Annotated in this window: 19 protein-coding genes and 1 tRNA gene; 12 read left to right on the top strand and 8 right to left on the bottom strand. The window is 71.6% G+C overall.

What is annotated here, in order from left to right:
* Nucleotides 1–28 precede the first annotated feature (28 nt).
* The 5 genes from QRN23_RS09715 to QRN23_RS09735 all read right to left on the bottom strand — a co-directional run bounded on the left by QRN23_RS09715 (nt 29) and on the right by QRN23_RS09735 (nt 5,656).
* Nucleotides 29–724, bottom strand: a complete 696-nt coding sequence (locus tag QRN23_RS09715; protein ID WP_285063427.1) for a response regulator — start codon at nt 722–724, stop codon at nt 29–31.
* Complete coding sequence (locus tag QRN23_RS09720; RefSeq protein ID WP_285063428.1) at nt 721–2,067, bottom strand: sensor histidine kinase; 1,347 nt, start codon at nt 2,065–2,067, stop codon at nt 721–723. Before QRN23_RS09720 ends, QRN23_RS09715 begins: the two co-directional genes overlap by 4 nt.
* A gap of 130 nt (nt 2,068–2,197) precedes the next feature.
* On the bottom strand, nt 2,198–3,460 hold the full coding sequence (gene mshC, locus QRN23_RS09725) for a cysteine--1-D-myo-inosityl 2-amino-2-deoxy-alpha-D-glucopyranoside ligase (protein WP_285063430.1): 1,263 nt from the start codon (nt 3,458–3,460) through the stop codon (nt 2,198–2,200).
* A complete protein-coding gene (locus QRN23_RS09730; RefSeq protein WP_173150835.1) occupies nt 3,457–4,299 on the bottom strand; it encodes an undecaprenyl-diphosphate phosphatase in 843 nt (280 codons plus the stop codon). The genes mshC and QRN23_RS09730 overlap by 4 nt, the downstream gene beginning before the upstream one ends.
* 28 nt (nt 4,300–4,327) lie before the next feature.
* On the bottom strand, nt 4,328–5,656 hold the full coding sequence (locus QRN23_RS09735; protein ID WP_285063431.1) for a M20/M25/M40 family metallo-hydrolase: 1,329 nt from the start codon (nt 5,654–5,656) through the stop codon (nt 4,328–4,330).
* Nucleotides 5,657–5,765: 109 nt separating this feature from the next.
* Here QRN23_RS09735 and QRN23_RS09740 point away from each other — a divergent pair.
* Nucleotides 5,766–5,850 (top strand) — tRNA-Leu (locus QRN23_RS09740).
* Nucleotides 5,851–5,979: 129 nt separating this feature from the next.
* On the opposite strand, the gene QRN23_RS09745 is transcribed toward QRN23_RS09740, so the two are convergent.
* Nucleotides 5,980–6,930 (bottom strand): ferritin-like domain-containing protein, encoded by a 951-nt coding sequence (locus QRN23_RS09745; protein ID WP_285063433.1) that lies wholly within the window; start codon nt 6,928–6,930, stop codon nt 5,980–5,982.
* Between the two features lie 177 nt (nt 6,931–7,107).
* Between QRN23_RS09745 and QRN23_RS09750 the strand changes: the two genes are divergently transcribed.
* The 4 genes from QRN23_RS09750 to QRN23_RS09765 all read left to right on the top strand — a co-directional run bounded on the left by QRN23_RS09750 (nt 7,108) and on the right by QRN23_RS09765 (nt 10,907).
* Nucleotides 7,108–8,037, top strand: coding sequence for an alpha/beta hydrolase fold domain-containing protein (locus QRN23_RS09750; RefSeq protein WP_285063434.1), 930 nt, complete (start codon nt 7,108–7,110; stop codon nt 8,035–8,037).
* A 55-nt stretch (nt 8,038–8,092) separates the two neighbouring features.
* On the top strand, nt 8,093–9,070 hold the full coding sequence (locus QRN23_RS09755) for an aldo/keto reductase (protein WP_285063435.1): 978 nt from the start codon (nt 8,093–8,095) through the stop codon (nt 9,068–9,070).
* A 97-nt stretch (nt 9,071–9,167) separates the two neighbouring features.
* Nucleotides 9,168–9,455, top strand: coding sequence for a hypothetical protein (locus tag QRN23_RS09760; RefSeq protein ID WP_043594967.1), 288 nt, complete (start codon nt 9,168–9,170; stop codon nt 9,453–9,455).
* Between the two features lie 120 nt (nt 9,456–9,575).
* Nucleotides 9,576–10,907, top strand: coding sequence for an NAD(P)/FAD-dependent oxidoreductase (locus QRN23_RS09765; RefSeq protein ID WP_123570054.1), 1,332 nt, complete (start codon nt 9,576–9,578; stop codon nt 10,905–10,907).
* Between the two features lie 90 nt (nt 10,908–10,997).
* On the opposite strand, the gene QRN23_RS09770 is transcribed toward QRN23_RS09765, so the two are convergent.
* Nucleotides 10,998–11,570 (bottom strand): TetR/AcrR family transcriptional regulator, encoded by a 573-nt coding sequence (locus QRN23_RS09770; RefSeq protein ID WP_285063437.1) that lies wholly within the window; start codon nt 11,568–11,570, stop codon nt 10,998–11,000.
* 80 nt (nt 11,571–11,650) lie between these two features.
* On the opposite strand from QRN23_RS09770, the gene QRN23_RS09775 reads away from it, so the two are divergent.
* Nucleotides 11,651–13,108 (top strand): MFS transporter, encoded by a 1,458-nt coding sequence (locus tag QRN23_RS09775; RefSeq protein ID WP_285063438.1) that lies wholly within the window; start codon nt 11,651–11,653, stop codon nt 13,106–13,108.
* On the opposite strand, the gene QRN23_RS09780 is transcribed toward QRN23_RS09775, so the two are convergent.
* Complete coding sequence (locus tag QRN23_RS09780; protein WP_285063440.1) at nt 13,109–14,320, bottom strand: MFS transporter; 1,212 nt, start codon at nt 14,318–14,320, stop codon at nt 13,109–13,111.
* Between the two features lie 82 nt (nt 14,321–14,402).
* Between QRN23_RS09780 and QRN23_RS09785 the strand changes: the two genes are divergently transcribed.
* The 6 genes from QRN23_RS09785 to QRN23_RS09810 all read left to right on the top strand — a co-directional run bounded on the left by QRN23_RS09785 (nt 14,403) and on the right by QRN23_RS09810 (nt 21,995).
* The gene (locus tag QRN23_RS09785) at nt 14,403–15,791 is read left to right on the top strand and encodes an LLM class flavin-dependent oxidoreductase (RefSeq protein ID WP_285063441.1); all 1,389 of its coding nucleotides are present in this window, start codon (nt 14,403–14,405) and stop codon (nt 15,789–15,791) included.
* Nucleotides 15,792–16,033: 242 nt separating this feature from the next.
* Nucleotides 16,034–16,684, top strand: a complete 651-nt coding sequence (locus QRN23_RS09790; protein WP_285063443.1) for an ABC transporter permease — start codon at nt 16,034–16,036, stop codon at nt 16,682–16,684.
* Nucleotides 16,671–17,933, top strand: coding sequence for an ABC transporter ATP-binding protein (locus QRN23_RS09795; RefSeq protein WP_285063445.1), 1,263 nt, complete (start codon nt 16,671–16,673; stop codon nt 17,931–17,933). The genes QRN23_RS09790 and QRN23_RS09795 overlap by 14 nt, the downstream gene beginning before the upstream one ends.
* A gap of 74 nt (nt 17,934–18,007) precedes the next feature.
* A complete protein-coding gene (locus QRN23_RS09800) occupies nt 18,008–18,718 on the top strand; it encodes an ABC transporter permease (protein ID WP_207114016.1) in 711 nt (236 codons plus the stop codon).
* Entirely contained in the window at nt 18,715–19,728 is a 1,014-nt protein-coding gene (locus tag QRN23_RS09805) for a glycine betaine ABC transporter substrate-binding protein (RefSeq protein ID WP_123570057.1), read from the top strand. Before QRN23_RS09800 ends, QRN23_RS09805 begins: the two co-directional genes overlap by 4 nt.
* 695 nt (nt 19,729–20,423) lie before the next feature.
* Nucleotides 20,424–21,995: a sugar transferase gene (locus QRN23_RS09810; protein ID WP_056045139.1), complete on the top strand. Its 1,572-nt coding sequence runs from the start codon at nt 20,424–20,426 to the stop codon at nt 21,993–21,995.
* Nucleotides 21,996–22,023 lie beyond the last annotated feature (28 nt).

The following is a 22,023-nucleotide window of genomic DNA, read 5'->3' on the forward strand; positions in this document are numbered from 1 at the left end:
GGGGTGGGGCCCGGTACGACGGCCCCGGTCAGGTGGCGGGCCCGCCCGGGACCGCGACGCCGTTCTCGTAGGCGAACACCACGGCCGCCGTCCGGTCGCGGAGGCCGAGCTTGCCGAGCACGTTGGAGACGTGCGTCTTGACCGTGGCCTCGCCCAGGAACAGCCGGCGGGCGATCTCGGCGTTGGAGGCCCCCGAGGCCAACCGGTCGAGCACCTCGCGTTCGCGTTCGGTGAGGGTCGCCAGTGCGGGGCTGGGGACGACGACGCGCGTCGTCGCGGGGTCGCCCACGGCGCGTTCGACCACGGCACGGGTGAGTTGGGGCGAGAGCAGGGCGTCTCCGCGGTGGACGACGGCGATCGCGTCGATCAGGTCCTCGGGCGTGGCCGTCTTGAGCAGGAAGCCGCTCGCCCCCGCCTGCAGGGCCCGGAAGACGTAGTCGTCCCGGCCGAAGGTCGTCAGGACGAGGACCGCCGGGCCGCCCCCGGGTGACTGCGCGAGGATGCGACGCGTGGCCTCGAGCCCGTCGAGGACGGGCATCTCGATGTCCATGACGACGACGTCGGGGCGGAGCCGCCGGACGAGGTCGACGGCCTCGAGCCCGTCGCAGGCCTCGCCGACGACGCGGACGTCGGGTGCGGTGTCGAGGATGATGCGGAAACCCGTGCGGACGAGGTCCTGGTCGTCGACGAGCAGGACGGAGACGGGGGCGGTCGTGTCGGTCATGGTCTCTCGGTGGGGTCGGCGGCGGTGACGTGGTCGAGGGGGCGGGCGTCGGTGCAGGCGTTCACGGGCAGGACCGCGCACACCCGGTAGCCCCCGCGCGGGCGGGGGCCGAGCTGGAGCTCGCCCCCGTGCAGGTCGACCCTCTCGCGCATGCCCCGCTGGCCCAGTCCGGGGCCGGTCACCGTCGATCCCTGCGGGATTCCCGCGCCGGGATAGGGCGTGGGGCCGGGACGACCGTCGTCGACGACCTCGACCTCGATCGTCCGGTCGCCGTAGCGGAGGTGCACCTCGGCGAGGGAGGCGTTGCCGTGCTTGAGGGTGTTGGTCAGGGCCTCCTGGGTGATGCGGTACAGGGTGACCCCGATGCTCTCGGGGACGTCGCGGGCGTCGCCGTGCACCGAGAACCGGACCTCGAGGCCCAGGGCTCGCGTGTCGGCCATCAGTTCGGGCAGGGCGCCGAGGCCCGAGGGGCCGGACCCGGCCTCGCCGTCTCGCGACCGCAGGACGGACAGCAGGCGGTCGAGCTCGTCGATGGTCGTCCGCGCCGTGCCCTCGACGGCCGAGAGGGCGCCTCGTGCGATGTCGGGCCGGTCGAGCGTCCGCCGGGCGGCGCCCGCCTGGATGCCGATGACGGCGACGTGGTGGGCGACCACGTCGTGCAGCTCACGGGCGAGGCGGGTGCGTTCTTCGTTGATGGCCCGATCGGCGACGAGCTCGTGGGCGGCGCGAAGCTCGACCCCCGTGCGTTCGAGGGCGTGGAGCCGGGTGGCCGACACGCGGGCCGCCCGGCCGAACGCGATGGCCGTGACGAGGACGATGCCGTTCGACACGAGCGTGTAGGCGATCGTGGCGAGGGTCACGGGGTCGGGTGCCTCGGCGTCGGACACGTAGACGGAGTGCAGCCACACGCCGAGCCAGACGAACATGACCGCGGTCACGACGACGCTGACGACGAGCGCACGGCCGCGCCGGGCGGCCCAGGCGTTCGCGGTGAAGATGACCACGAACTCGACGATCGACGGGGTGAGGGTGTCGGGGTAGCCCCTCAGTTGGGCGGCCAGGAACACGGCCGACACGACGACGAGGACGGCCACGGGACGCTGCCGTCGGAAGGCGAGCGGGGCGCAGAGGCCCAGGAGCCACAGCACGCTCTCGAGGGTCGAGGGCGAACCCGCCCCGTCGGCGTCCTCGACGATGACGGCGCTGAGCCAGAGCGTGACGAGGCCGAGCGCCGCGGTGAGGGCGGTGATCCAGAGGTCGACGCGGGTGTCGCGTCGGGTGAGCGGCCGGCGGGCGTCGCCCGGCGTCGCGGCCGGGGTCGGGGCGGTCGTCGACGTCTCCACGCCGACCATCGTAGGGCAGACGGGCGTGCTGATTGAGGAAGACTCATGCATGCGCATGGAGAACGGGATGGACGACCCGTTTCGTCCGGGTGTCGGGGCGGACCGATCGCCTCGGCGCCCTCGGCGCCGTTCAGGCGCGCAGGTCGATGCCCAACAGCGCCTGCACGGCGTCGACGTCGACCTCGGACGGGGCCGTTCCTCGGGCCACGACGGCGTCGACGGCGTCGAGGGCCGAGGGCGTGTCGAGGTCGTCCGCCAGCGACGAGCGCAGGCCGACGACCAACGGGGTGGGGGCCGGGACCGGCACCGCGCCTCCTGCTCTCGTGGCGGCCCAGGCGAGCCAGCGCTCGAGCCGTCGTTCGGCGGTGACGAGGTCGGCGTCGAACCACTCCCAGTCGGAGCGGTAGTGGTGCGCCAGGAGGGCGAGCCGGACGGCGCGGGGGTCGCGGCCCGCGGCGACGAGCTCGCTGACCTTCACGAGGTTGCCGAGCGACTTGCTCATCTTCTCGCCCTGGTAGCCGACCATCCCGGTGTGCGTGTGGTGGACGGCGTAGGGGCGGCCGGTGAGGGCCGTGCCGTGCGCCGTGCTCATCTCGTGGTGCGGGAACACCAGGTCGCTCCCGCCGCCGTTGACGGTGACGGGCACGTCGAGGTGCTGCTGGGCGATGACGGTGCACTCGATGTGCCAACCGGGTCGGCCGGCGCCCACGGTGGTGGGCCACGACGGCTCGTCGTCGCGGGCCGCGCGCCAGAGCAGCGGGTCGAGGGGGTCGCGCTTGCCGGCGCGATCGGGGTCGCCGCCGCGCTCGGCGAAGAACCGGGCCATCGTCTCGGCGTCGTAGTGACTCTCGAGCCCCAGGTGCCAGTCGGTGTCGCGTTCGGCGGCCCGGACGTCGAAGTACAGGTCGTCGCCGGCGGTCGAGGCATCGGTGGGCACGGGGTACGCGAGACCCCGGTCGAGGAGGCGCGCCACGGCGTCGGCGACGTCGGTCACCACCTCGGTCACCGCGACGTAGTGCGTCGGCGGCACCACGGCCAGGTGCTGCATGTCGCTGCGGAAGAGGTCGGTCTGGCCGTCCGCGAGCTCTCGCCAGTCGACGCCGGTGGCCGTCGCCCGCTCGAGCAGCGGGTCGTCGACGTCGGTCGTGTTCTGCGCGTAGACCACCTCGACCCCGGCGTCGCGCCAGACGCGCAGCAGGGTGTCGAAGGCCAGGTAGGTCGACGCGTGACCCAGGTGGGTGGCGTCGTACGGCGTGATGCCGCACACGTAGAGACCGGCCCGCGACCCGTCGACCTCGGTCGGGTGCACCGTGCCGGTCGACGTGTCGTGGAGCGCCGGGAGGTCTCCCAGGCCCGGGAGGCGCGGGACGTCGGGTTCTGCCCAGGACCTCATGCGGCCACCACGCCCGTGCCGAGCAGGACGAGCAGGACGACGCCGAGCACGATGCGGTAGGCCACGAACGGGGCGAAGCTGCGGCGCGAGATGTAGTTCATGAAGAACGCGATGACGACGAAGCCGACGACGAACGCGACGACCGTGGCGGCCAGGGTCTCGCCCAGCGAGTAGGGCCCGGGGTCGCTGAAGCTCTGGACGAGTTCGTAGAGACCGCTGCCGAAGACGGCGGGCACGGCGAGCAGGAACGAGAACCGGGCGGCGGCGGGGCGCGTGTAGCCGAGTGCGAGTGCCGTGGTCGTCGTGGCACCCGACCGCGAGACGCCGGGGAAGAGCGCCAGCACCTGGGCGACGCCGACGGCGATGCCGTGGCCGTAGCGCATGTCCTCGAAGCGCTCGGTCTTCTTGCCGAGACGATCGGCCAGTCCGAGAAGGACGCCGAACACGATCAGGACGATCGCCACGATCCAGAGCGAGCGGAACACCGTGCGGATGTACTCCTGCGCGACGTACCCCACGAGCACGATCGGGACGGTGCCGATGATGACGAGCCAGCCCATGCGGACGTCGGGGTCGGTGCGGGGGATCTTGCCGGTCACGCCCGCGAACCAGCGCGAGACGATGCGGGTGATGTCGCGCCGGAAGTAGATGACGACCGCGAGCTCGGTGCCGAGCTGCGTGATCGCCGTGAAGGTGGCGCCCGGGTCGAACTCGGCCACCGCCCCGGGATCGCTGAAGAACAGGCCGACGAGCCGCAGGTGGGCGCTCGACGAGACGGGGAGGAACTCCGTGAGGCCCTGGACGAGGCCGAGCAGGAGTGCCTGGAGGAGATGCTCCACGCGGGTGACCCTTCTGGTGCGGGGGTTGCTAGTACGTCGACAACAAGTCCCGCAGGACGCGACTGCCAAAGGATAGTGCGTCGAGCGGGACCCGTTCGTCGACGCCGTGGAACATGGCCGGGAAGTCCATGCCCTCGTCGAGCCGGAGCGGGGCGAAGCCGTACCCGGCGATGCCGAGCAGGCTGAGGGCCTTGTTGTCGGTGCCGCCCGAGAGCAGGTAGGGCAGGACGGGTGCCCCCGGGTCGTGCCGGTCGAGGGTGGCGGTGATGGCGTCCACCAGGGGCCCCGAGAAGGGCGTCTCGAGCCCTATGTCGGTGTGCATCGTCTCGATCTCGACGTCGTCGCCGATCAGGGCCTGGACCTCGGCGAGCACCGCCGCCTCCTGCCCCGGCATGCACCGGATGTCGACCAGGGCCTCGGCCGTGTCGGGCACGACGTTGTGCTTGTAGCCCGCCGTCAGCATCGTGGGGTTGGTCGTCGTGCGCAGCGAGCCGCGGATGAAGCCCTTGGCGGTGCCGGTGCGCAGGACCAGTTCGTCGGGTGCGACCTCGTGCACGTCGACGTCGAGGATGCGGGCCACCTCGCCCAGCAGGGCGGTCGTCGTGTCCGTCAGCACGATCGGCCACTGCTGGCGGCCGAGGACGGCCACCGCCTCGGCCAGGCGCGTCACGGCGTTCGCCTCGATCATCTGCGAGCCGTGGCCGGCGGTGCCCCGAGCCCTGAGCTTGATCCAGATCAGGGCCTTCTCGCCCGTCTGCAGCAGGTACGAGCGTCGACCGTCGATGAAGGTCGAGTAGCCACCGACCTCGCTGATCGCCTCGGTGGCGCCGTCGAACAACCCGGGGTGTTCCTTCACCAGGAAGTGCGAGCCGAGGACTCCCCCGGCCTCCTCGTCGGCGAGGAAGCCCAGCACGAGGTCGCGGGCCGGTCGTTCGCCCGCCCGCAGGATGTCGCCGACGGCCGTCAGCATCATGGCGTCCATGTTCTTCATGTCGACGGCGCCGCGCCCCCAGAGCATGCCGTCGCGGACGACGCCGCCGAACGGGTCGACCGACCAGTTCGCGGGGTCGGCGGGCACGACGTCGAGGTGGCCGTGCACCACCAGTCCGGGCTTCGCCGGCTCGGCACCCTCGACCCGGGCGATCACGCTGACCCGGCCGGGTTCGGACTCGAACAGCTGCGGCTCGAGGCCGAGGTCGCGGAGGGCCGCCTCGACGTACTCGGCGGCTTCCGCCTCGCCGTTCGACCGCCCACCGCCGTAGTTCGACGTGTCGAACCGGATGAGGTCGCGGGCGATGCGGGCCGTCTCGTCGAGCTCGGGCTCGGTCGGGCCGGTGCTCGTGGGGGTCGTCGTCATGCGCCCCACGCTACCTGCCGCGCCGCTCACGCCGACGGACGTGGCCGTGGTCACGAGGGCCCTCCGAGCCGTGCTAATCTTTCGTGTCGGCTTCGGTCGGCACCATCCAGTCCGGGTGGCGGAAATGGCAGACGCGCTAGCTTGAGGTGCTAGTGCCCGTATAGGGCGTGGGGGTTCAAGTCCCCCCTCGGACACTCGAAACAGTCTCTCTCGAGAGGCGTTTCGCCAGATCTGTGTTGAGACAGATGCTTGTTCGCAAGCGACGGAAGGCCCGCACACCCCGGTGTGCGGGCCTTCCTTGGTTCTCCGGCCTTCGTCGGTCGTCAGACCGCGCTGCCGGGGTTGCCGCTGGCGACGATCGAGCCGTTGATGCCCTGCGGGAAGAACCCGCCCTTGTCGATCTGGTTCGGCGTCAGGTACACGACGTTGAGCACGCGCTCGGCGGTCCGTCCGTAGACGATGGCGTTGGCGTCGGTCGGCACGAGGTTCTGGACGCCACCGAGGGTCAGGCCCTGGTCGTCGTCCGTCGACCCGTCGAGGGAGTCGCGGGCGTCCGAGATCTTCGTCGCGGGCACCTGCAGTCCCTTGGCGTTCAGCGTGGTGCGGATGATGCCCGCGTGGTACGCCTCGACCGCGAGGATGCCGGCGGCCGCGCCGAGGTAGGTCTTGTTGTAGATCAGGGGCGCGGCGCCCTTGTAGGCGGTCACGCCGACGTCCTCGAAGATGAACGCCCCGAGCAGGAAGTTCTCCTCCGAGGCGAACGGGTCGAAGATCTGGCCCGGTGTGATGACCCCCGCCGCGAGGGCCGCCGCCGTGAAGCTGCTCTGCAGGTCGATCGCCGGTCGCGACACCTTCGCGCCGCCGAGTGCCGACCGCAAGAAGGAGACGTGCGCCTTCTCGTCCGCCGCGATCTCCTGCGCGATGCGCTTGACGATCGTGGTCTTGAACGGCACGGGTGCGCCGCCGACGACGCCGCCCTGGGGGTCGATGCCCGTGATCTGGTCGGCGGGCAGCCCCGAGCCGGTGACGGCCCGGAGGTAGAACTCCGCCTCGAGGTACTCGAGGTTGAGTGCGAAGTTGAGGATCGTCGCATCACTGATCACCTCGTCGGAGGGCGACACGGCGGCCGCGGACTGGGCGGGCAGCGTCGCGGCGACCGCGGCGAGCCCCGTGCCGAGGCCGGTGACGCCGGCGGCGGCGAGCAGCCGTCGTCGATCGATCGGGGTCTCGGCGCTCCGGGAGATGGCACTGCTGATGAAGCGTGTGTCGAACATCGTCGTTCCTTCGGGTGTGTTCGTGCAGCGAGGTGTGCCGTCGGTGCGCGCTCCCAGATGACGGCACCGGCGACGTCGGGGTCGGGTGACCCGTTCGGGGGACAAGCTAGCCCCCTCGCCTCCCGTCCGGTAGCCCCCGCCTCCCCTGGTCGTCCCCGGCGCCCGTAGGGTCGGGTCATGTCGCTCTCGATGGCCGCCACGCGTGCTCTTCTGCGCCTCCGGCTCCGCCTCCGCCCCCGCTCGACCGAGTCCGAGGACTCGCTCGTCCGCTCGGTCGCCCGTCAGGGCTCCGCCGCGCCGGTCACGCGAGCGGTGCACCGCGTCGCGACCGTCGAGGAGGCGCGGGTCGGTGGTGAGCGCGTCGTCACGCTCCGTCCGCGTCGAGCCCCGAGCGGCGTCCACGTGGTCTACCTGCACGGCGGTGCCTACGTGCACCCCGTCCTGGCCACGCACTGGAACCTGCTCGCGGGTCTCGTCCGCGCCTCCGGGGCCGTCGTCACGGTGCCCCTCTACGGTCTCGCCCCGGCCCACGACGTGGACGACGCGCTGCCGCTGCTGGACGCCGTCCTCGCGGACGTGCGCCGCGCCTCCCCGTCCCGCGTCGTCGTGGCCGGCGACTCGGCGGGCGGGGCGCTCGCCCTCGTCGCGGCCATGCGGGGACGCGACGCCGGCCGACCGGCACCCGACGCGCTCGTGCTCTTCTCGCCGTGGGTGGACGCCCTGCTCGACTCCCCCGCGATCGACGAGGTCGCACCGCTCGACCCGATGCTCGCCCGCGACGGTCTCGTCGCCGCGGGTCGGTGGTGGGCCGGCGACCGTGATCCGGCCGACCCCGTCGTCAGCCCGGTGCGCGGCGACCTCTCGGGTCTCCCGCCCGTGTTCGCCTACGCCGGCGATCGCGACCTGCTGACGCCCGACGTGAAGCGGCTGGCCGCGGGCGTGACCGCGGCGGGTGGACGCGTCGAGCTGCGGCTGTACCGCGGTGCCTTCCACGACTTCGTCGGCGCGCCCTGGACCCCGGAGGCGCGGAGGGCGCTCCGACACGCCGCCTCGGTGATCCGTGGGGACGCGTCGATCGCGGGCCGGACCGCGCCGCCCCGCGCGTAGGCTCGCAGTCGGCGCGGGCGTCGGTGCCCCGCCTCCACGACGAGAGGTGCCACACATGGAGTACGCACGACTGGGCACGAGCGGCCTGACCGTCTCGGCGGTGACCCTGGGGTGCATGAGCTACGGCGTGCCCGACCGCGGGACGCACGAGTGGAGCCTGCCCGAGGACGAGAGCCGCCCGTTCATCTCGCGGGCGCTCGAGCTCGGCATCACGACCTTCGACACCGCCGACGTCTACTCGGACGGCACCAGCGAGGAGATCGTCGGACGGGCACTGCGGGACTTCGCGACCCGCGAGGAGGTCGTCCTGGCGACCAAGGTGCACGGCCGGATGCGTCCCGGTCCGAACGGGGCCGGGCTCAGCCGGGGGCACGTCATGAGCGCGATCGACGACAGCCTGCGCCGGCTCGGCACCGACTACGTCGACCTGTACCAGATCCACCGCTTCGACCCCGAGGTGCCCGTGGAGGAGACGATGGAGGCGCTCCACGACGTCGTCAAGGCCGGCAAGGCCCGCTACATCGGCGCCTCGAGCATGTGGGCCTGGCAGTTCGCCTCGATGCAGCACGCGGCCGACCTCGGGGGCTGGACGCGTTTCGTCTCGATGCAGGACCAGTACAGCCTGATCCAACGCGAGGAAGAACGCGAGATGCTCCCCTATTGCCTGGACCAGGGGGTCGGCGTGCTGCCCTGGTCGCCCCTGGCCCGCGGGAAGCTGACCCGGGACTGGGACGCCACCACGGCCCGGACCGAGACCGACCGCTTCGGTCAGACGCTCTACAAGCAGCGCGAGGACGGTGACCGCCTCGTGGCACAGGCCGTCGCCGACGTCGCGGAGGCGCGGGGCGTGCCTCGCGCACAGGTCGCGTTGGCCTGGGTGCGGCAGCAGGACGCGGTCACGTCCCCCATCGTCGGCGCCACGAAGATGCAGCACCTCGACGACGCCGTGGCCTCGGTCGACCTGTGGCTCACCGACGACGAGCTCGACGCGCTGGAGTCGCCCTACGTGACCCGCGAGAACGAGGGGTTCTGACGACACGGTCCCGCCCGGTCGACCGGCACCACGTCGGTCTAGGGTGAGCCGCACGGGCGGCGACGACGCCGACCGACCTCGACGAAGGGCAGCACCCATGGGCAGCGACGCCAACCACCACGAGCACGACCGGCCGAGCACCGGCGGACCCACCTCGGGCGAGGACGGCTCGTACGTCGACGACGACCTCGACGGCGGCGCCCGCACGCGCGGGCCGCACGACGGCGAGGCCGACGGCACCTACACCGAAGAGGCCGGCACGAGCGAGGGCGACGGGTCGTACGTCGACGCGCAGGTCCCGGACGAGCCGGCCGCCGACGGCGGTCCCCACGACGGCGAACCGGACGGGTCGTTCACGCAGAGCGACCTCGACGGCGGTCGCTGACCCCACCGGCCGACGCGTGGCCGTGCCCGGCCCGGCCCCCGAGGGGTGCCGGGCCGTTCGGCGTGTGGCGTTCCGGCAGGCTGCCCCGGGGGTACGGTCGTCTGAGGGAGGAACACATACATGACCAAGCGAATCGTAATTCTCGGCGGCGGTTCCGCCGGGCTCACCACTGCACTCGAACTGCAGAAGCGACACCCACCCCAGGCGGCGAGCATCACCCTCGTCGACCAGGCCCCGTACTTCACCTACCAGCCGTTCTTGCCCGAGGTCGCCGGTGGCCACATCGCCGCGCGCGACGTCACCGTGCCGCTGCGCAAGACGCTCAAGCGCACGAAGGTCGTCGAGGCGTCGGTCACCGGGCTCGACAGCGAGGCCAAGAAGGTCACCGTCACGAGTGCGGACGGCGAGTCCAGCGACATCGCCTACGACCAGTTGGTCGTCGCCCTCGGCGCCGTCACCCGGACCTTCCCGACCCCGGGCCTGGCCGAGAACGGCGTGGGCTTCAAGAGCGTCGAAGAGGCTCAGTACGTCCGTGACCGCATCCTCGGCAACATCGCCGAGGCGGCGAGCGTCAAGGACCCGGCCGTCCGCCGCAAGCTCCTCACCGTCGTCTTCGTCGGTGGCGGCTACACCGGCGTCGAGGCCCTCGCCGAACTGTCCGACGCCGCGAACTCCGCCGTCGACACGTTCCCGAACCTGTCGCGCGACGAACTGCGCTTCGTGCTCGTCGAGGCCCTGGACCGCGTCGCCCCCGAGGTCGGTCCCGAGCTCTCGAAGTGGACCCTGGGCCAGTTGCGCGGTCGAGGCATCGACATCCGCCTCAAGACGACGATGCCCTCGTGCGTCGACGGCGACGTCGTGCTGAGCGACGGCGAGACCATCCCCGCCGGCACGATCGTCTGGACGGCCGGCGTCAAGCCGAACCCGGTGCTGGGCGACATGGGCCTCCCCCTCGGCCCGAAGGGGCACGTGAACGTCAGCGCGACCCTGCAGGTCCAGACCGAGGACGGCCAGAAGCTCGACGGCGTCTGGGCCCTCGGCGACGGCGCGCAGGTCCCCGACCTGCTGGCCGAGAAGCAGCCGGCGTACTACCCGCCGAACGCGCAGAACGCCGTGCGCCAGGCGGTCACCGTGGCCGACAACGTCATCGCGACCCTGTCGGGCGAGCCCGTCAAGGAGTACCGCCACGAGTCGCTCGGCACCGTGGCGAGCTACGGCATCGGCAAGGGCGCGGCCAGCATGTTCGGCCTCCAGCTGAAGAACGTGCCGGCCTGGATGGCCCACCGCGGCTACCACCTGTACGCGATGCCGACGCTGAACCGGAAGTTCCGCATCCTGTCGGGATGGGTGACGAACTTCGTCGGCGGCCGCGACACGACCCCGCTGGTGGGTCTCGGCGACCCGCGCGCGGGATTCCTCAAGGTGACGCCGAAGGTCGACGCGAAGAAGTAGTCGCGACCGACCTCGAGAAGGAGGCGCGTCCCGGGTGACCGGGGCGCGCCTCCTTCGTCGTCGGTGCGGTGGAACGGCCCGGGGCCCGGCTCAGGCCGTGGTGAGGCGCCGCACGGCCTCGCGCACGATCTCGCGTTGCAGGGCGGGGTCGAGCACCACGCCCGGATGCGCCTCGCCGAGACCGGGCAGGTTCTGCCAGGCGCAGGCGAGCGACATGACGAGGGCGAAGATGTCGTCGCTGCTCCAGGACACCGTCACGGCGGGGTCGCCGCGAAGGCGGTCGAGCTGCGACAGGGCGGCGTCCTGGACCGAGCGCAGGGTGGGCACCGAGGCCTCCCAGTCGTGCTCGCCCTCGAGCCGGGCCCAGGCGAGCAGCCGGTTGTGGTCGGGGTGGGCCTGCATGTGGTCGAAGACGGCGAGGGCGAACTCCTCGACGCTCGCGGCCGGGCGGGACGCGGCCTCGCCCATGGTCTCGAAGGTGCCGTTCAGGACGGTCGTGAAGAGCGACCTCTTGTCACCGAAGTTCGCGTAGAGGCGCTCCTTGCTGCAGCCGGCCTCGGCTGCGATGCGGTCGACGCGCGCCCCGGCCAACCCGTGTCGCGAGAACTCGGCGGTCGCGGCCTCGAGGATGGCTCGACGGGTCTCGGCGGCACCGGTTCGCATCGGATCACCGTAGCCGACTTATGAACCAACCAACTAGTAGGTAGGGTAGTTCGTCGTCCCCCAGAGAAACAGGTACCGCAGTGACCACCGTCGCCCCCGCCCCCACCGAGACGCGTTCGTCGCGCCGTTGGTGGGTGCTCGTCATCGTCGCCCTCGCGCAACTCGTCGTCGTCCTCGACGGCACCATCGTCAACATCGCCCTGCCCGACGCCCAGGCCGACCTCGGCCTCAGCGACGAGAACCGCCAGTGGGTCGTGACGGCCTACGCGCTCGCCTTCGGCGCGCTGCTGCTGCTCGGCGGTCGGATCGCCGACTTCTGGGGCCGCAAGCGCACCTTCATCGTCGGGATGGTCGGCTTCGGAGCCGCCTCCGCGTTCGGCGGGCTCGTGCAGACCGGTGGTGAGCTGATCCTCGCCCGCGGCCTGCAGGGCGTGTTCGCGGCCCTGCTCGCCCCCGCGGCCCTGGCCGTGCTCACCACCACCTTCGCGTCGGGTCGCGACCGGAACACCGCCTTCGCCGTCTTCGGCGCCATCTCGGGCGCCGGCGCGGCCGTCGGGCTCGTGCTCGGCGGCGTGCTGACCGAGTTCGTCAGCTGGCGCTGGTGCCTGCTCGTCAACGTGCCGATCGTGCTCGTCGCCATCGTCGCCGCCGCCTTCGTCGTGAGCGAGAGCCGGGCCGAGGGGCGGAACCGCCTCGACGTCGTCGGCACGATCGTCGTCGCGGCCGGCCTCGCCAGCCTCGTCTACGGCTTCACCCGGGCCGAGGACGGCTGGGACTCGGCCGTCGTCATCGGCTTCATCGCCCTGGGGGCCGGTCTGCTCGCCCTGTTCGTCGTCGTCGAGCGACGGAGCGACCACCCGCTGCTGCCGATGCGCGTGCTCGCCGACCGCGTCCGTGGCGGAGCATTCCTGGTGCAGTTGATCGTCGGGAGCGTCATGATCGGCGCCCTGCTCTACCTGACCTTCCACCTGCAGATCGTTCTGGGCTTCGGCCCGCTCGAGGCGGGGCTCGCCAGCCTGCCGATGACGCTGGTCATCATGGTCTGCGCCCCCCTGCTGACGAAGGCGCTGCCGATCGTCGGCCCTCGCCCGATGATGATCGTCGGGCCGCTCGTCGCGGGGGCAGGGCTGCTCTGGCTCGCCACGCAGATCACGGCCGACGGCTCGTACGCCGTCCAGGTGCTGCCGGCCCTGCTCGTCATGGGCGTCGGCCTCGCCGGCGTCTTCGTGCCCATGCAGAACCTGGCGCTCAGCCGGGTCGCCCCGCACGACGCCGGTGCCGCCAGCGCGACCTCGAACGCCATGATGCAGATCGGCGGATCGATCGGTCTCGCCGTCTTCACGAACCTCTACGCCGGGGCCGTCGCGTCCTCGACGTCGACGGTGGGCGGGCCGCTCGGCCCGCTGGTCGACGGCTACTCGGTGGCCTTCCTCGCCGCCGCGGTCGCCATGCTGCTCGCCGCGCCGATCTCGTTCTTCCTCATCCGCGGCCGCAAGGAGGACCTGCTGCCCACCGAGGCGCCCGTGCACCTCGGCTGATCAGGCCGGGGTCGGCGTGCCGGTGGCGGTCCGGGGCAGGCGGATCGCCGCCCCGGCCGCCACGGCCAGCAGGACGGCCGCGACGCCGAACGCCGCGGGGTACGAGACCGTGTCGACGAGCAGGCCCGCGACGAGCGGCCCGGCGATCGCCCCCACGTCCGAGCACATCGAGAAGATCGCGACGGGACGACCACCGCGGGCGCCCGCGGCGTCGCCGACGAGTGCCGCGGGCGCGGTGCCCATGAACGCCGTCGCCACGCCGTAGACGCAGAGCAGGGCGCCGAGGGTCCAGACGTCCGGGGCGAGGGACACCGCGAACAGGGTCACGGCCGCCACCGCGAACGCGCCGATCACGGCCGGTCGACGGCCGACCGTGTCGACGAAGCGCGCAGCCGGTGCCAGCGCGAGGGTCTGGGCCACCGCCGACACGGCGAAGAGCAACCCCGTCCAGGCCGTCGGTCCGCGCAGGACCTCCACCACCAGGACGGGGACGAGGGCGCTGCGCACCCCCAGCGACGACCAACCTTGTGCGAAGTTGGCCACGCACGCGGTCCGGAACCGCACGTCGCGCAGCACGACCCCGAGGGGCACCGGAGGCGCGGTGACGGTCGTCGAGGAGTGCTGCGGGGCCCGGCGCAGGAGCACGACGCCGACCAGGCCGGCCACGGCGAGCGTGCCCGCGTAGAAGAAGAACGGCGCCGTCAACGAGATGGTCGCGAGCAGCCCGCCGAGGGCAGGACCCGCCATGCCGCCGACGAGGAACCCGCCCTGGTAGAAGCCGACGGCCCGGGCCCGGAGCGACGGGTCGGTCGCGCCGAGCAGCAACGTCATCGCCGCGATGCTGAACATGGCCGAGCCGATGCCACCCGCCCCCCGGAGCAGGAGGAGCTGCGGATAGGTCTGGGCGAGCCCGGCGAGTCCGCTCGACAGCGCCACGATGCCGATGCCCACCGAGAGCACGACCCGCTCGCCCATCAGGTCGATGAGTCGACCCACGAACGGGCTCGCCACGAGGCGCATGAGGGCGAAGGCCGAGAGGACGGCACCCACCAGGGCGTGGTCGACGCCGAAGCTGCGGGCGTAGACCGGCAGGACCGGGACGACCACCCCGAAGCCGACCATGACGAAGAAGGCGATCACGCCGAGGACGTAGACGTCGCGGGTGAGACGGGGGCGGTCGACGTCGGTGACGTGGCTGCGGAACGGGAGCACCGACACAGGCTACGGGGCGCGGAGTGTGACCTCGTGTGTCGGCGAGGACGACAGCACGGGCCCGGGTCGTGATGATGGCCTCATGACTCGACGAATCCGGTTCAACGCCTTCGACATGAACTGCGTGGGGCACCAGTCCCCCGGTCTCTGGCGGCACCCCGACGACCGCTCGGCCGACTACACGAAGCTGAGCTACTGGACCTCCCTCGCGCGCCTCCTCGAGAAGGGCGTCTTCGACGGGCTCTTCATCGCCGACGTGCTCGGCACGTACGACGTCTACGGCGGCAACCACGACGCGGCGTTGCGCAACGGCACCCAGACCCCGGTCGGCGACCCGGTGCTGCTCGTCTCGGCCATGGCCGCCGCGACCGAGCACCTGGGCTTCGGCATCACCGCCGGCACGGCCTACGAGCACCCCTACCCGTTCGCCCGGCGCATGTCGACGCTCGACCACCTGACGGAGGGGCGGATCGGCTGGAACGTCGTCACCGGCTACCTGCCGAGCGCCGCCCGCAACATGGGGGCCGACGACCAGCTCGACCACGACACCCGGTACGACCAGGCCGACGAGTACCTCGAGGTCCTGTACAAGCTGTGGGAGGGGTCGTGGGAGGACGACGCGGTCGTCCGCGACCGTGAGTCCGGCGTCTTCACCGACCCGGCGAAGGTGCACGAGGTCGGGCACGACGGCACCTACTACAAGGTGCCCGGCATCCACATCGCCGAGCCCAGCCCTCAGCGCACCCCCGTGATCTACCAGGCGGGTGCCTCGCCGCGGGGCATCCGCTTCGCCGCCGGCAACGCCGAGTCGATCTTCGTGGCGGCCCCGACCAAGGAACGCCTGGCCGCGACGGTCGGCAAGATCCGGGACGCGCTCGAGGCCGCGGGCCGCGACCGCTACTCGGCGCGCATCTACACGTTGCTGACCATCATCACCGACGCCACCCCCGAGGCCGCCCGGGCCAAGCACGACGAGTACCGGCGATACGCCTCGCACGAGGGCGCCCTGACGCTCATGTCGGGGTGGATGGGCGTCGACCTCTCGACCTACTCGCTCGACGACCCCGTGGGTGACGTCGAGAGCAACGCCATCCAGTCGGCCCTCGCGAACTTCCAGGCGCAGGCGGGTGACACGGGCGCGGAGTGGACGATCCGCGACATCGCCGAGGCGGCCGGGATCGGCGGTCTCGGGCCCCGCATCGTCGGGTCCGGCGAGGAGATCGCCGACCAGCTCCAGGAGTGGGTCGACGAGACCGACGTCGACGGGTTCAACCTCGCCTACGCCATCACTCCGGGCACGTTCGAGGACGTCGTCGAGCACGTGATCCCCGTGCTCCAGGCCCGGGGCGTCTATCCCACCGAGTACGAACCGGGCACGCTGCGGCAGAAGCTGTTCGGGCGCGGAGACCGGTTGCCGGACGAGCACCACGGGGCGCGGTACAAGATCTCGACCGGAGCCCGCGTCGGCTGACGGAGGCCCTGCGGGGCGAGGATCTGAGGATCGTTACAACGGCGTGTCGACGAAAGCCGACACGCCGTTCCCATCGGGGATTTCGTTCGTCGGATTTGATAACGGCAGGCGACTCTAAGGCTCCCGGACGGGTGGTCGGCGACATGACGCGGCGTGGGGGCCGTGGTTAGTGTGGACGCCGGTCGCCTCTCGGGGAAGCGACGATTCGGACTGATGGTCGTTGCTCAGAGGAGATGGTCTGCTTGGCGTGGGATTTCGTGGTGGACCGGTGGAGCCAGATCTGGTTCGCCTCATGGCAGCACTTCTCCCTCGTGGTGCAGTGCCTCGTCCTGGCGGTCGTCGTCTCGGTCGGCCTCGCCGCCCTGGTGCACCGCAACCCGACTCTCTACGCGCTGGCCAACGGGGTGTCGGCCGTGGGGCTGACCCTTCCGTCGTTCGCGCTGGTCGGCCTGCTCATCCCCTTCGCGGGGTTCGGCGTGGCGCCGTCGGTCATCGTCGTCACGTTCTTCGCCGCACTGCCGATCCTGCGGAACGCCGTCGTCGGCCTGCACGAGGTCGACGGTTCGCTCGTCGAGTCGGCTCGCGGCATCGGCATGGGGCGCTTCCGGACCCTGGCGACCGTCCAGATGCCCCTCGCCTGGCCGATCATCCTCACCGGCGTGCGCGTCAGCGCGCAGATGGTGATGGGCATCGCCGCGGTCGCGGCGTACGCGCTCGGCCCGGGCCTCGGCGGCTTCATCTTCTCGGGCCTGTCCCGACTGGGCGGCGCGAACGCGCTCGCCTCCGTGGTCACGGGCGTGGTGGGCGTGGTCCTCCTCGCCCTCGTCCTCGACCTCATCCTCGTCGGCCTCGGCCGCCTGACCATTTCGAGAGGCATCCGTGTCCAGAACTGACCCCACCCGCGCCTCCTCGTCCCCCTCGGACGAGGTCTCGGGCCGCAGCATCACCCTCGACCAGGTCACCAAGCGGTACCCCGGCCAGGCCGAGCCGGCCGTCGACGGCATCACGCTCGAGATCCCGGCCGGCAAGATCGTCATGCTCGTCGGACCGTCGGGGTGCGGCAAGACCACGACCCTGAAGATGATCAACCGGCTGATCGAGCCCACCGAGGGGCGGATCGTCCTGGACGGCGACGACGTCACCTCGATCGACGGCGACGAGTTGCGCCGCCGCATCGGCTACGTGATCCAGGCCGGTGGATTGTTCCCGCACATGACCGTCGGGGCGAACATCGCCATCGTGCCGAAGATGCTCGGTTGGTCGAAGGAGCGCATCGCCGCCCGCGTCGACGAGCTGCTCGAACTCGTGTCGCTCGATCCGGCCACGTACCGCGACCGCTACCCGCGTGAGCTCTCGGGTGGTCAGCAGCAGCGCGTCGGCGTCGCGCGGGCACTGGCGGCGGACCCGCCCGTGTTGCTCATGGACGAGCCCTTCGGGGCCGTCGACCCCATCACCCGCCAGCGCCTGCAGGACGAGCTGATCAACATCCAGCACGAGCTGCAGAAGACCATCGTCATCGTCACCCACGACTTCGACGAGGCCGTGAAGCTCGGCGACTGGATCGTCATCTTCTCCGAGGGCGCGCACATCGTGCAGTACGACACCCCGGAGCGCATCCTCGCCGAGCCGGCGAACGAGTTCGTCGAGAACTTCATCGGGTCGGGGGCCGGCCTCAAGCAGCTGACGCTGACGCGCGTCCGTGACGTCGACCTCGCCGAGGCCATCGTCGCCCGAGCGGGCGAATCGGCCGCCGACGTCCTCGCCCGGGTCGAGGCGGCCGGCCACGGCCACGCGGTCGTCGTCGACGACCGGGAACGCCCCGTCTCGTGGCCCTCGCGCCGCCAGCTCGGCCGTCTCGACGTGCTGGGCTCGTCACCCGACGCCGACCTGCCGGTCATCGGCAGCGGCGCCACCCTCAACGACGCCCTGGACACGATGCTCGTCTCGAGTGCGGGTGCGGCCCTGGTCACCGGTCGACGCGACGCCTTCATCGGCGTCATCACGGTCGAGGTCGTCATGGAGGCCATCACGCGGGCGCGCGCGTCGGCCGCCGAGGCCCACCACGACGCTCCGGTGGGCACCAACACGGGCTCGTTCGACGTCGTGCCGGGAGCCCCCGTCGACGAGAAGGACGCGGCGTGACCGCCTCGGTCGCCCCGGCCTCGGTCGACGGACGCTCGTCCGGCCGGCGGGGGCCCCGCCCGGCGTGGCTCGGACTGCTCGTGCAACCCGTGGCCGTGTTCGCCGTGTTCGCGGCATTCGTCGTGTGGCTGACCACGGCCGACCTGACGACGGCCGAACGGACCACCCTCAACCCCTCCGACCTGCTGGCCTACACGGGCGAGCACCTGGCGTTGACCTTCGTCTCCGCGGCGATCGTCCTCGTCCTCGCCATCCCCCTCGGCGTGCTGCTCACCCGGCGGCCGTTCGTGCGCATCAGCGGTCCCGTCCTGCTCCTCGCGAACTTCGGCCAGGCCGCGCCGGCCATCGGACTCATCGTGCTGCTCGCGTTCTGGCTCGGCTTCACGTTCTGGGCTGCTGTCGTCGCCCTCGTGCTCTACGCGGCGCTTCCGGTGCTGCGCAACACCATGATCGGACTGCAGAGCGTCGACGCCCGCCTCGTCGAGGCCGGTCGGGGCATGGGGATGAGTGCGTCGTCCGTCCTGCTGAAGGTCGAGCTGCCGCTGGCCGTCCCCGTGATGCTCTCCGGCATCCGTACGGCCCTCGTGCTGCTCGTGGGGTCGGCGGCCCTCGCCACGTTCATCGGTGCCGGCGGCCTGGGGCTGCTGATCACCACCGGGGTCAACCTGTTCCTGCCGCGGGTCCTCGTCTCCGGGGCCCTGCTCATCGCCCTGCTCGCCCTCTTGATCGACTGGCTGGGCCGTGTGGTCGAGTACGTCGCCCGTCCGAAGGGACTCCGCGCATGACCGTCTCCCGCCTCCCCCGACGACTGCGTCGCGCCTCCTCGTCCCTCGCCGTGGTCGGCGCCGCGACGCTCGCCCTGACCGGGTGCGGCCTGCAGCCGGCGACGGCGTTCGTGCCCGCCGTGGCGCCCGGCTCGATCCGAGCCGTCGAGGGGTTGCCCGACGACGCGGCGATCACCGTGACGGCGAAGAACTTCACCGAGCAGTTGATCCTCGGGAAGATCGCCGTGCTCGCCGCGCAGGCCGCGGGCTTCGAGGTCACCGACATGACGAACGTGCCGGGGTCGGTGGCGGTGCGACAGCTGATGCTCGACGGGACGGCCGACATGACCTACGAGTACACCGGCACCGCCTGGCTGACCTACCTCGCCGAGGCGGAGGGCATCCCCGACCAGCAGGAGCAGTACGAGGCCGTCCGCGACGCGGACGCCGACAACGGCCTGACCTGGCTCGAGCCCGCGCCCCTCAACAACACCTACGCCATGGCGGTCCGGGCCGAGGCCGTTCCCGAGCTCGGCGACATCACGTCGCTCTCCCAGATCGCCGACCTGCCGGTCGAGCAGCGCACCTTCTGCGTCGAGGCCGAGTTCAACTCGAGGGCCGACGGGTTCGCCCCCATGCTCGCGGCGTACGGGCTCGAACTCGGCGCCGCCGACGGTGTGCCGACGAGCAACGTGAGCATCCTGGACACGGGCACGGTCTACACCGCGACCGACCGGGGCAGCTGCAACTTCGGCGAGGTCTTCACGACGGACGGCCGGATCGACTCGCTCGACCTCGCCGTGCTGGAGGACGACCAGGGCTTCTTCCCCGCCTACAACGCGGCACCCGTCCTCTCGACGGCCACCCTCGAGGAGTACCCGCAGCTGGCCGAGGTGTACGACGAGATCTCGCCGGCCCTCACGGACACCGAGATGCGACGACTCAACCTGGCGGTCGACGTCGAGGGCGAAGAGCCCGCCGACGTGGCCTTCGACTGGATGGTCGAGCAAGGATTCGTCACCCGTCCGTGACACGCGGACGAGGGTGATTGTGACGGGTGATGCGCCCCCCGGCCGAAGGGCCGGGGGGCGCTGTCCGTCTGTACCCCACCTGCGCTGCAGACACCAGGGGCGACGAGAGATGAACGACACCTGTCGGGGTGATGAACGGCACGGACGGCGGCGTGTCGACCCTCGGTCCGGACGTCGTGTCACCGGCCTGAACAGGCCTTTTGCGTGTCTCACGCCGCAGGCCACCCTCCGCCTGGAACGGGACGCGCCGTGGCCGCGCTTTTCACGGCTTCTTGTCACCCCCGCACGGGTGACATCGCGGGGTCCGAGGGTCACCCGTTCGGGTGTCGGCAACAGGGGGGACACGATCGCCCCCGAACGGGGGGTCTTGTTAGACTCCTATGGCGGGTGCCCCCCGAACTAGAGTCACAGCATCCTCCTGGTCGACCCGAAATCGCCAGGAACCGAGAAACCCGACCCTCTCCACCGGGAGCATCTGCTCCCGTCACCGCACCGACCCGAATCGTGCGTCGAGCAGACCCGCTGCCCGGCGCGCCCGTCGCCGCCCGGCCGACGTCGCGCACCATCGTGACGTCCGTGCTCCGGCGCGACGCCTGGGCGGTCGATCGAACCCGAACCTCGATCGACCGCCCGCCACCGCCCCCGTCGTCACCACGGACGTGGGCGTGCCGTCGCCTACCCGAACCCGAGACCCGATGTCCAGCACGCAGAGCGAACTCCGCTCACTCCTGGTCGGACCGTCGTCACCCCGACGGATCGATCCCCCGTTCGACCTGACCGAGTCGGACGGCCCCCTCGCGGCGCCCGCCGCGACGCACGACGCCGAGTCCGGCGCCGCCTGGGCTCGCCGCTACCGGCGCCGGCTCCGCCTCGTCGACACGGCCGTCCTGACCCTGAGCATCGTCGGTGCCGTCGTGGTGGACGCCGCGAGGGCCATCGCCGCCGGTCGGGGCTCGGACGCGTCCACCCTGATCGAGTCGGTGGGTTCTCCCGTGCTCCCCGTCGTCGTCGGGCTGGTCTGGACCTTCTGCCTCACGCTGCACCGCACCCGCGACCTCGCGGTCGTCGGCAGCGGCGTCGTCGAGTACAAGCGCCTCCTCACGGCGAGCGTCTGGGCCTTCGCCGTCGTGGCGATCGGGTTCGCCTCGGTCGGCCACATCGGCGGCGAGGGCTACTTCCTGGTGGCGCTGCCCGTCGGCGGTGCCGGCCTGGTCGTCGGCCGGTGGACCATGCGGCGCTGGCTCGAACGCCAGCGGGCCAAGGGCCACTACCTGTCGAGAGCCGTCATCGTGGGATCGCGCGACGACATCGCCGACGTCGTCCGTCGCATCGACAAGACGAGCGGTGCCGTGTACGACGTCGTCGGGGCGGCCGTCCCGGACGCCGACCCGAGGGGCATCGTGGTCGGAGGCCGCACCGTCCCCGTGGTGGCGGACCTCGACGGCGTCCCGCGTGCGGTCTGGCGCCTGGGCGCCGAGAGCGTGATCGTCGCCGGCGAACCGGGTCGTGGCCGGGAGTACCTGCGCGACCTCGGATGGTCGCTCGAAGGACGAGCGACGGAGCTCGTCATCGCCTCGCGACTGACGAACGTCGCCGGGCCCCGCATCCACTACCGCCCGGTCGAGGGTCTCCCCCTCATGCACGTCGAGCTGCCGCAGTTCGACGGCCCGCGACACGCCCTCAAGCGTCTGTCCGACCTCGCACTGGCGTCCGCCGCGCTCGTCGTCCTCGCGCCGGTGTTCGCCGTCGTCGCCCTCGCGGTGCGGCTCGACGGTCCCGGCCCGGTGCTGTTCCGTCAGCGCAGGGTCGGCCGTGACGGGCGCACCTTCGAGATGCTGAAGTTCCGCTCCATGGTCGTCGACGCCGAGAGTCGGCTCGCCGGCCTCGCGCAGGCGGACGAGGGAGCCGGCCTGCTCTTCAAGATGAAGTCCGACCCGCGGGTCACCCGCGTGGGTGCCGTCCTCCGTCGGTGGTCGCTCGACGAGCTGCCCCAACTGTGGAACATCGTCCGAGGCGACATGAGCGTCGTCGGGCCCCGGCCGCCCCTCCCTCGCGAGGTCGAGGGGTACGAGGACCACGTCCACCGACGCCTGTACATCAAGCCCGGACTCACGGGCATGTGGCAGGTGAACGGACGCAGCGACCTCAGCTGGGAGGAGAGCGTCCGCCTCGACCTCTACTACGTCGAGAACTGGTCGCTGACGGTCGACTTCGTCATCATGTGGCGCACCGTCCGGGTCCTCTTCGAGCACCGGGGAGCGTATTGACCCCCACCAGCAGCATCCGAGACCACCG

The organism is Frigoribacterium sp. ME-P-080 (assembly GCF_030209595.1).
In the GTDB taxonomy this organism is placed as follows: domain Bacteria; phylum Actinomycetota; class Actinomycetes; order Actinomycetales; family Microbacteriaceae; genus Frigoribacterium.

Bases quoted from the DNA above. Each gene is read 5' to 3' on its own strand.
- QRN23_RS09715 (WP_285063427.1), bottom strand. From the start codon at position 724: ATGACCGACACGACCGCCCCCGTCTCCGTCCTGCTCGTCGACGACCAG.
- mshC (WP_285063430.1), bottom strand. From the start codon at position 3,460: ATGAGGTCCTGGGCAGAACCCGACGTCCCGCGCCTCCCGGGCCTGGGA.
- QRN23_RS09735 (WP_285063431.1), bottom strand. From the start codon at position 5,656: ATGACGACGACCCCCACGAGCACCGGCCCGACCGAGCCCGAGCTCGAC.
- QRN23_RS09745 (WP_285063433.1), bottom strand. From the start codon at position 6,930: ATGTTCGACACACGCTTCATCAGCAGTGCCATCTCCCGGAGCGCCGAG.
- QRN23_RS09750 (WP_285063434.1), top strand. From the start codon at position 7,108: ATGTCGCTCTCGATGGCCGCCACGCGTGCTCTTCTGCGCCTCCGGCTC.
- QRN23_RS09755 (WP_285063435.1), top strand. From the start codon at position 8,093: ATGGAGTACGCACGACTGGGCACGAGCGGCCTGACCGTCTCGGCGGTG.
- QRN23_RS09760 (WP_043594967.1), top strand. From the start codon at position 9,168: ATGGGCAGCGACGCCAACCACCACGAGCACGACCGGCCGAGCACCGGC.
- QRN23_RS09765 (WP_123570054.1), top strand. From the start codon at position 9,576: ATGACCAAGCGAATCGTAATTCTCGGCGGCGGTTCCGCCGGGCTCACC.
- QRN23_RS09770 (WP_285063437.1), bottom strand. From the start codon at position 11,570: ATGCGAACCGGTGCCGCCGAGACCCGTCGAGCCATCCTCGAGGCCGCG.
- QRN23_RS09785 (WP_285063441.1), top strand. From the start codon at position 14,403: ATGACTCGACGAATCCGGTTCAACGCCTTCGACATGAACTGCGTGGGG.
- QRN23_RS09805 (WP_123570057.1), top strand. From the start codon at position 18,715: ATGACCGTCTCCCGCCTCCCCCGACGACTGCGTCGCGCCTCCTCGTCC.
- QRN23_RS09810 (WP_056045139.1), top strand. From the start codon at position 20,424: ATGTCCAGCACGCAGAGCGAACTCCGCTCACTCCTGGTCGGACCGTCG.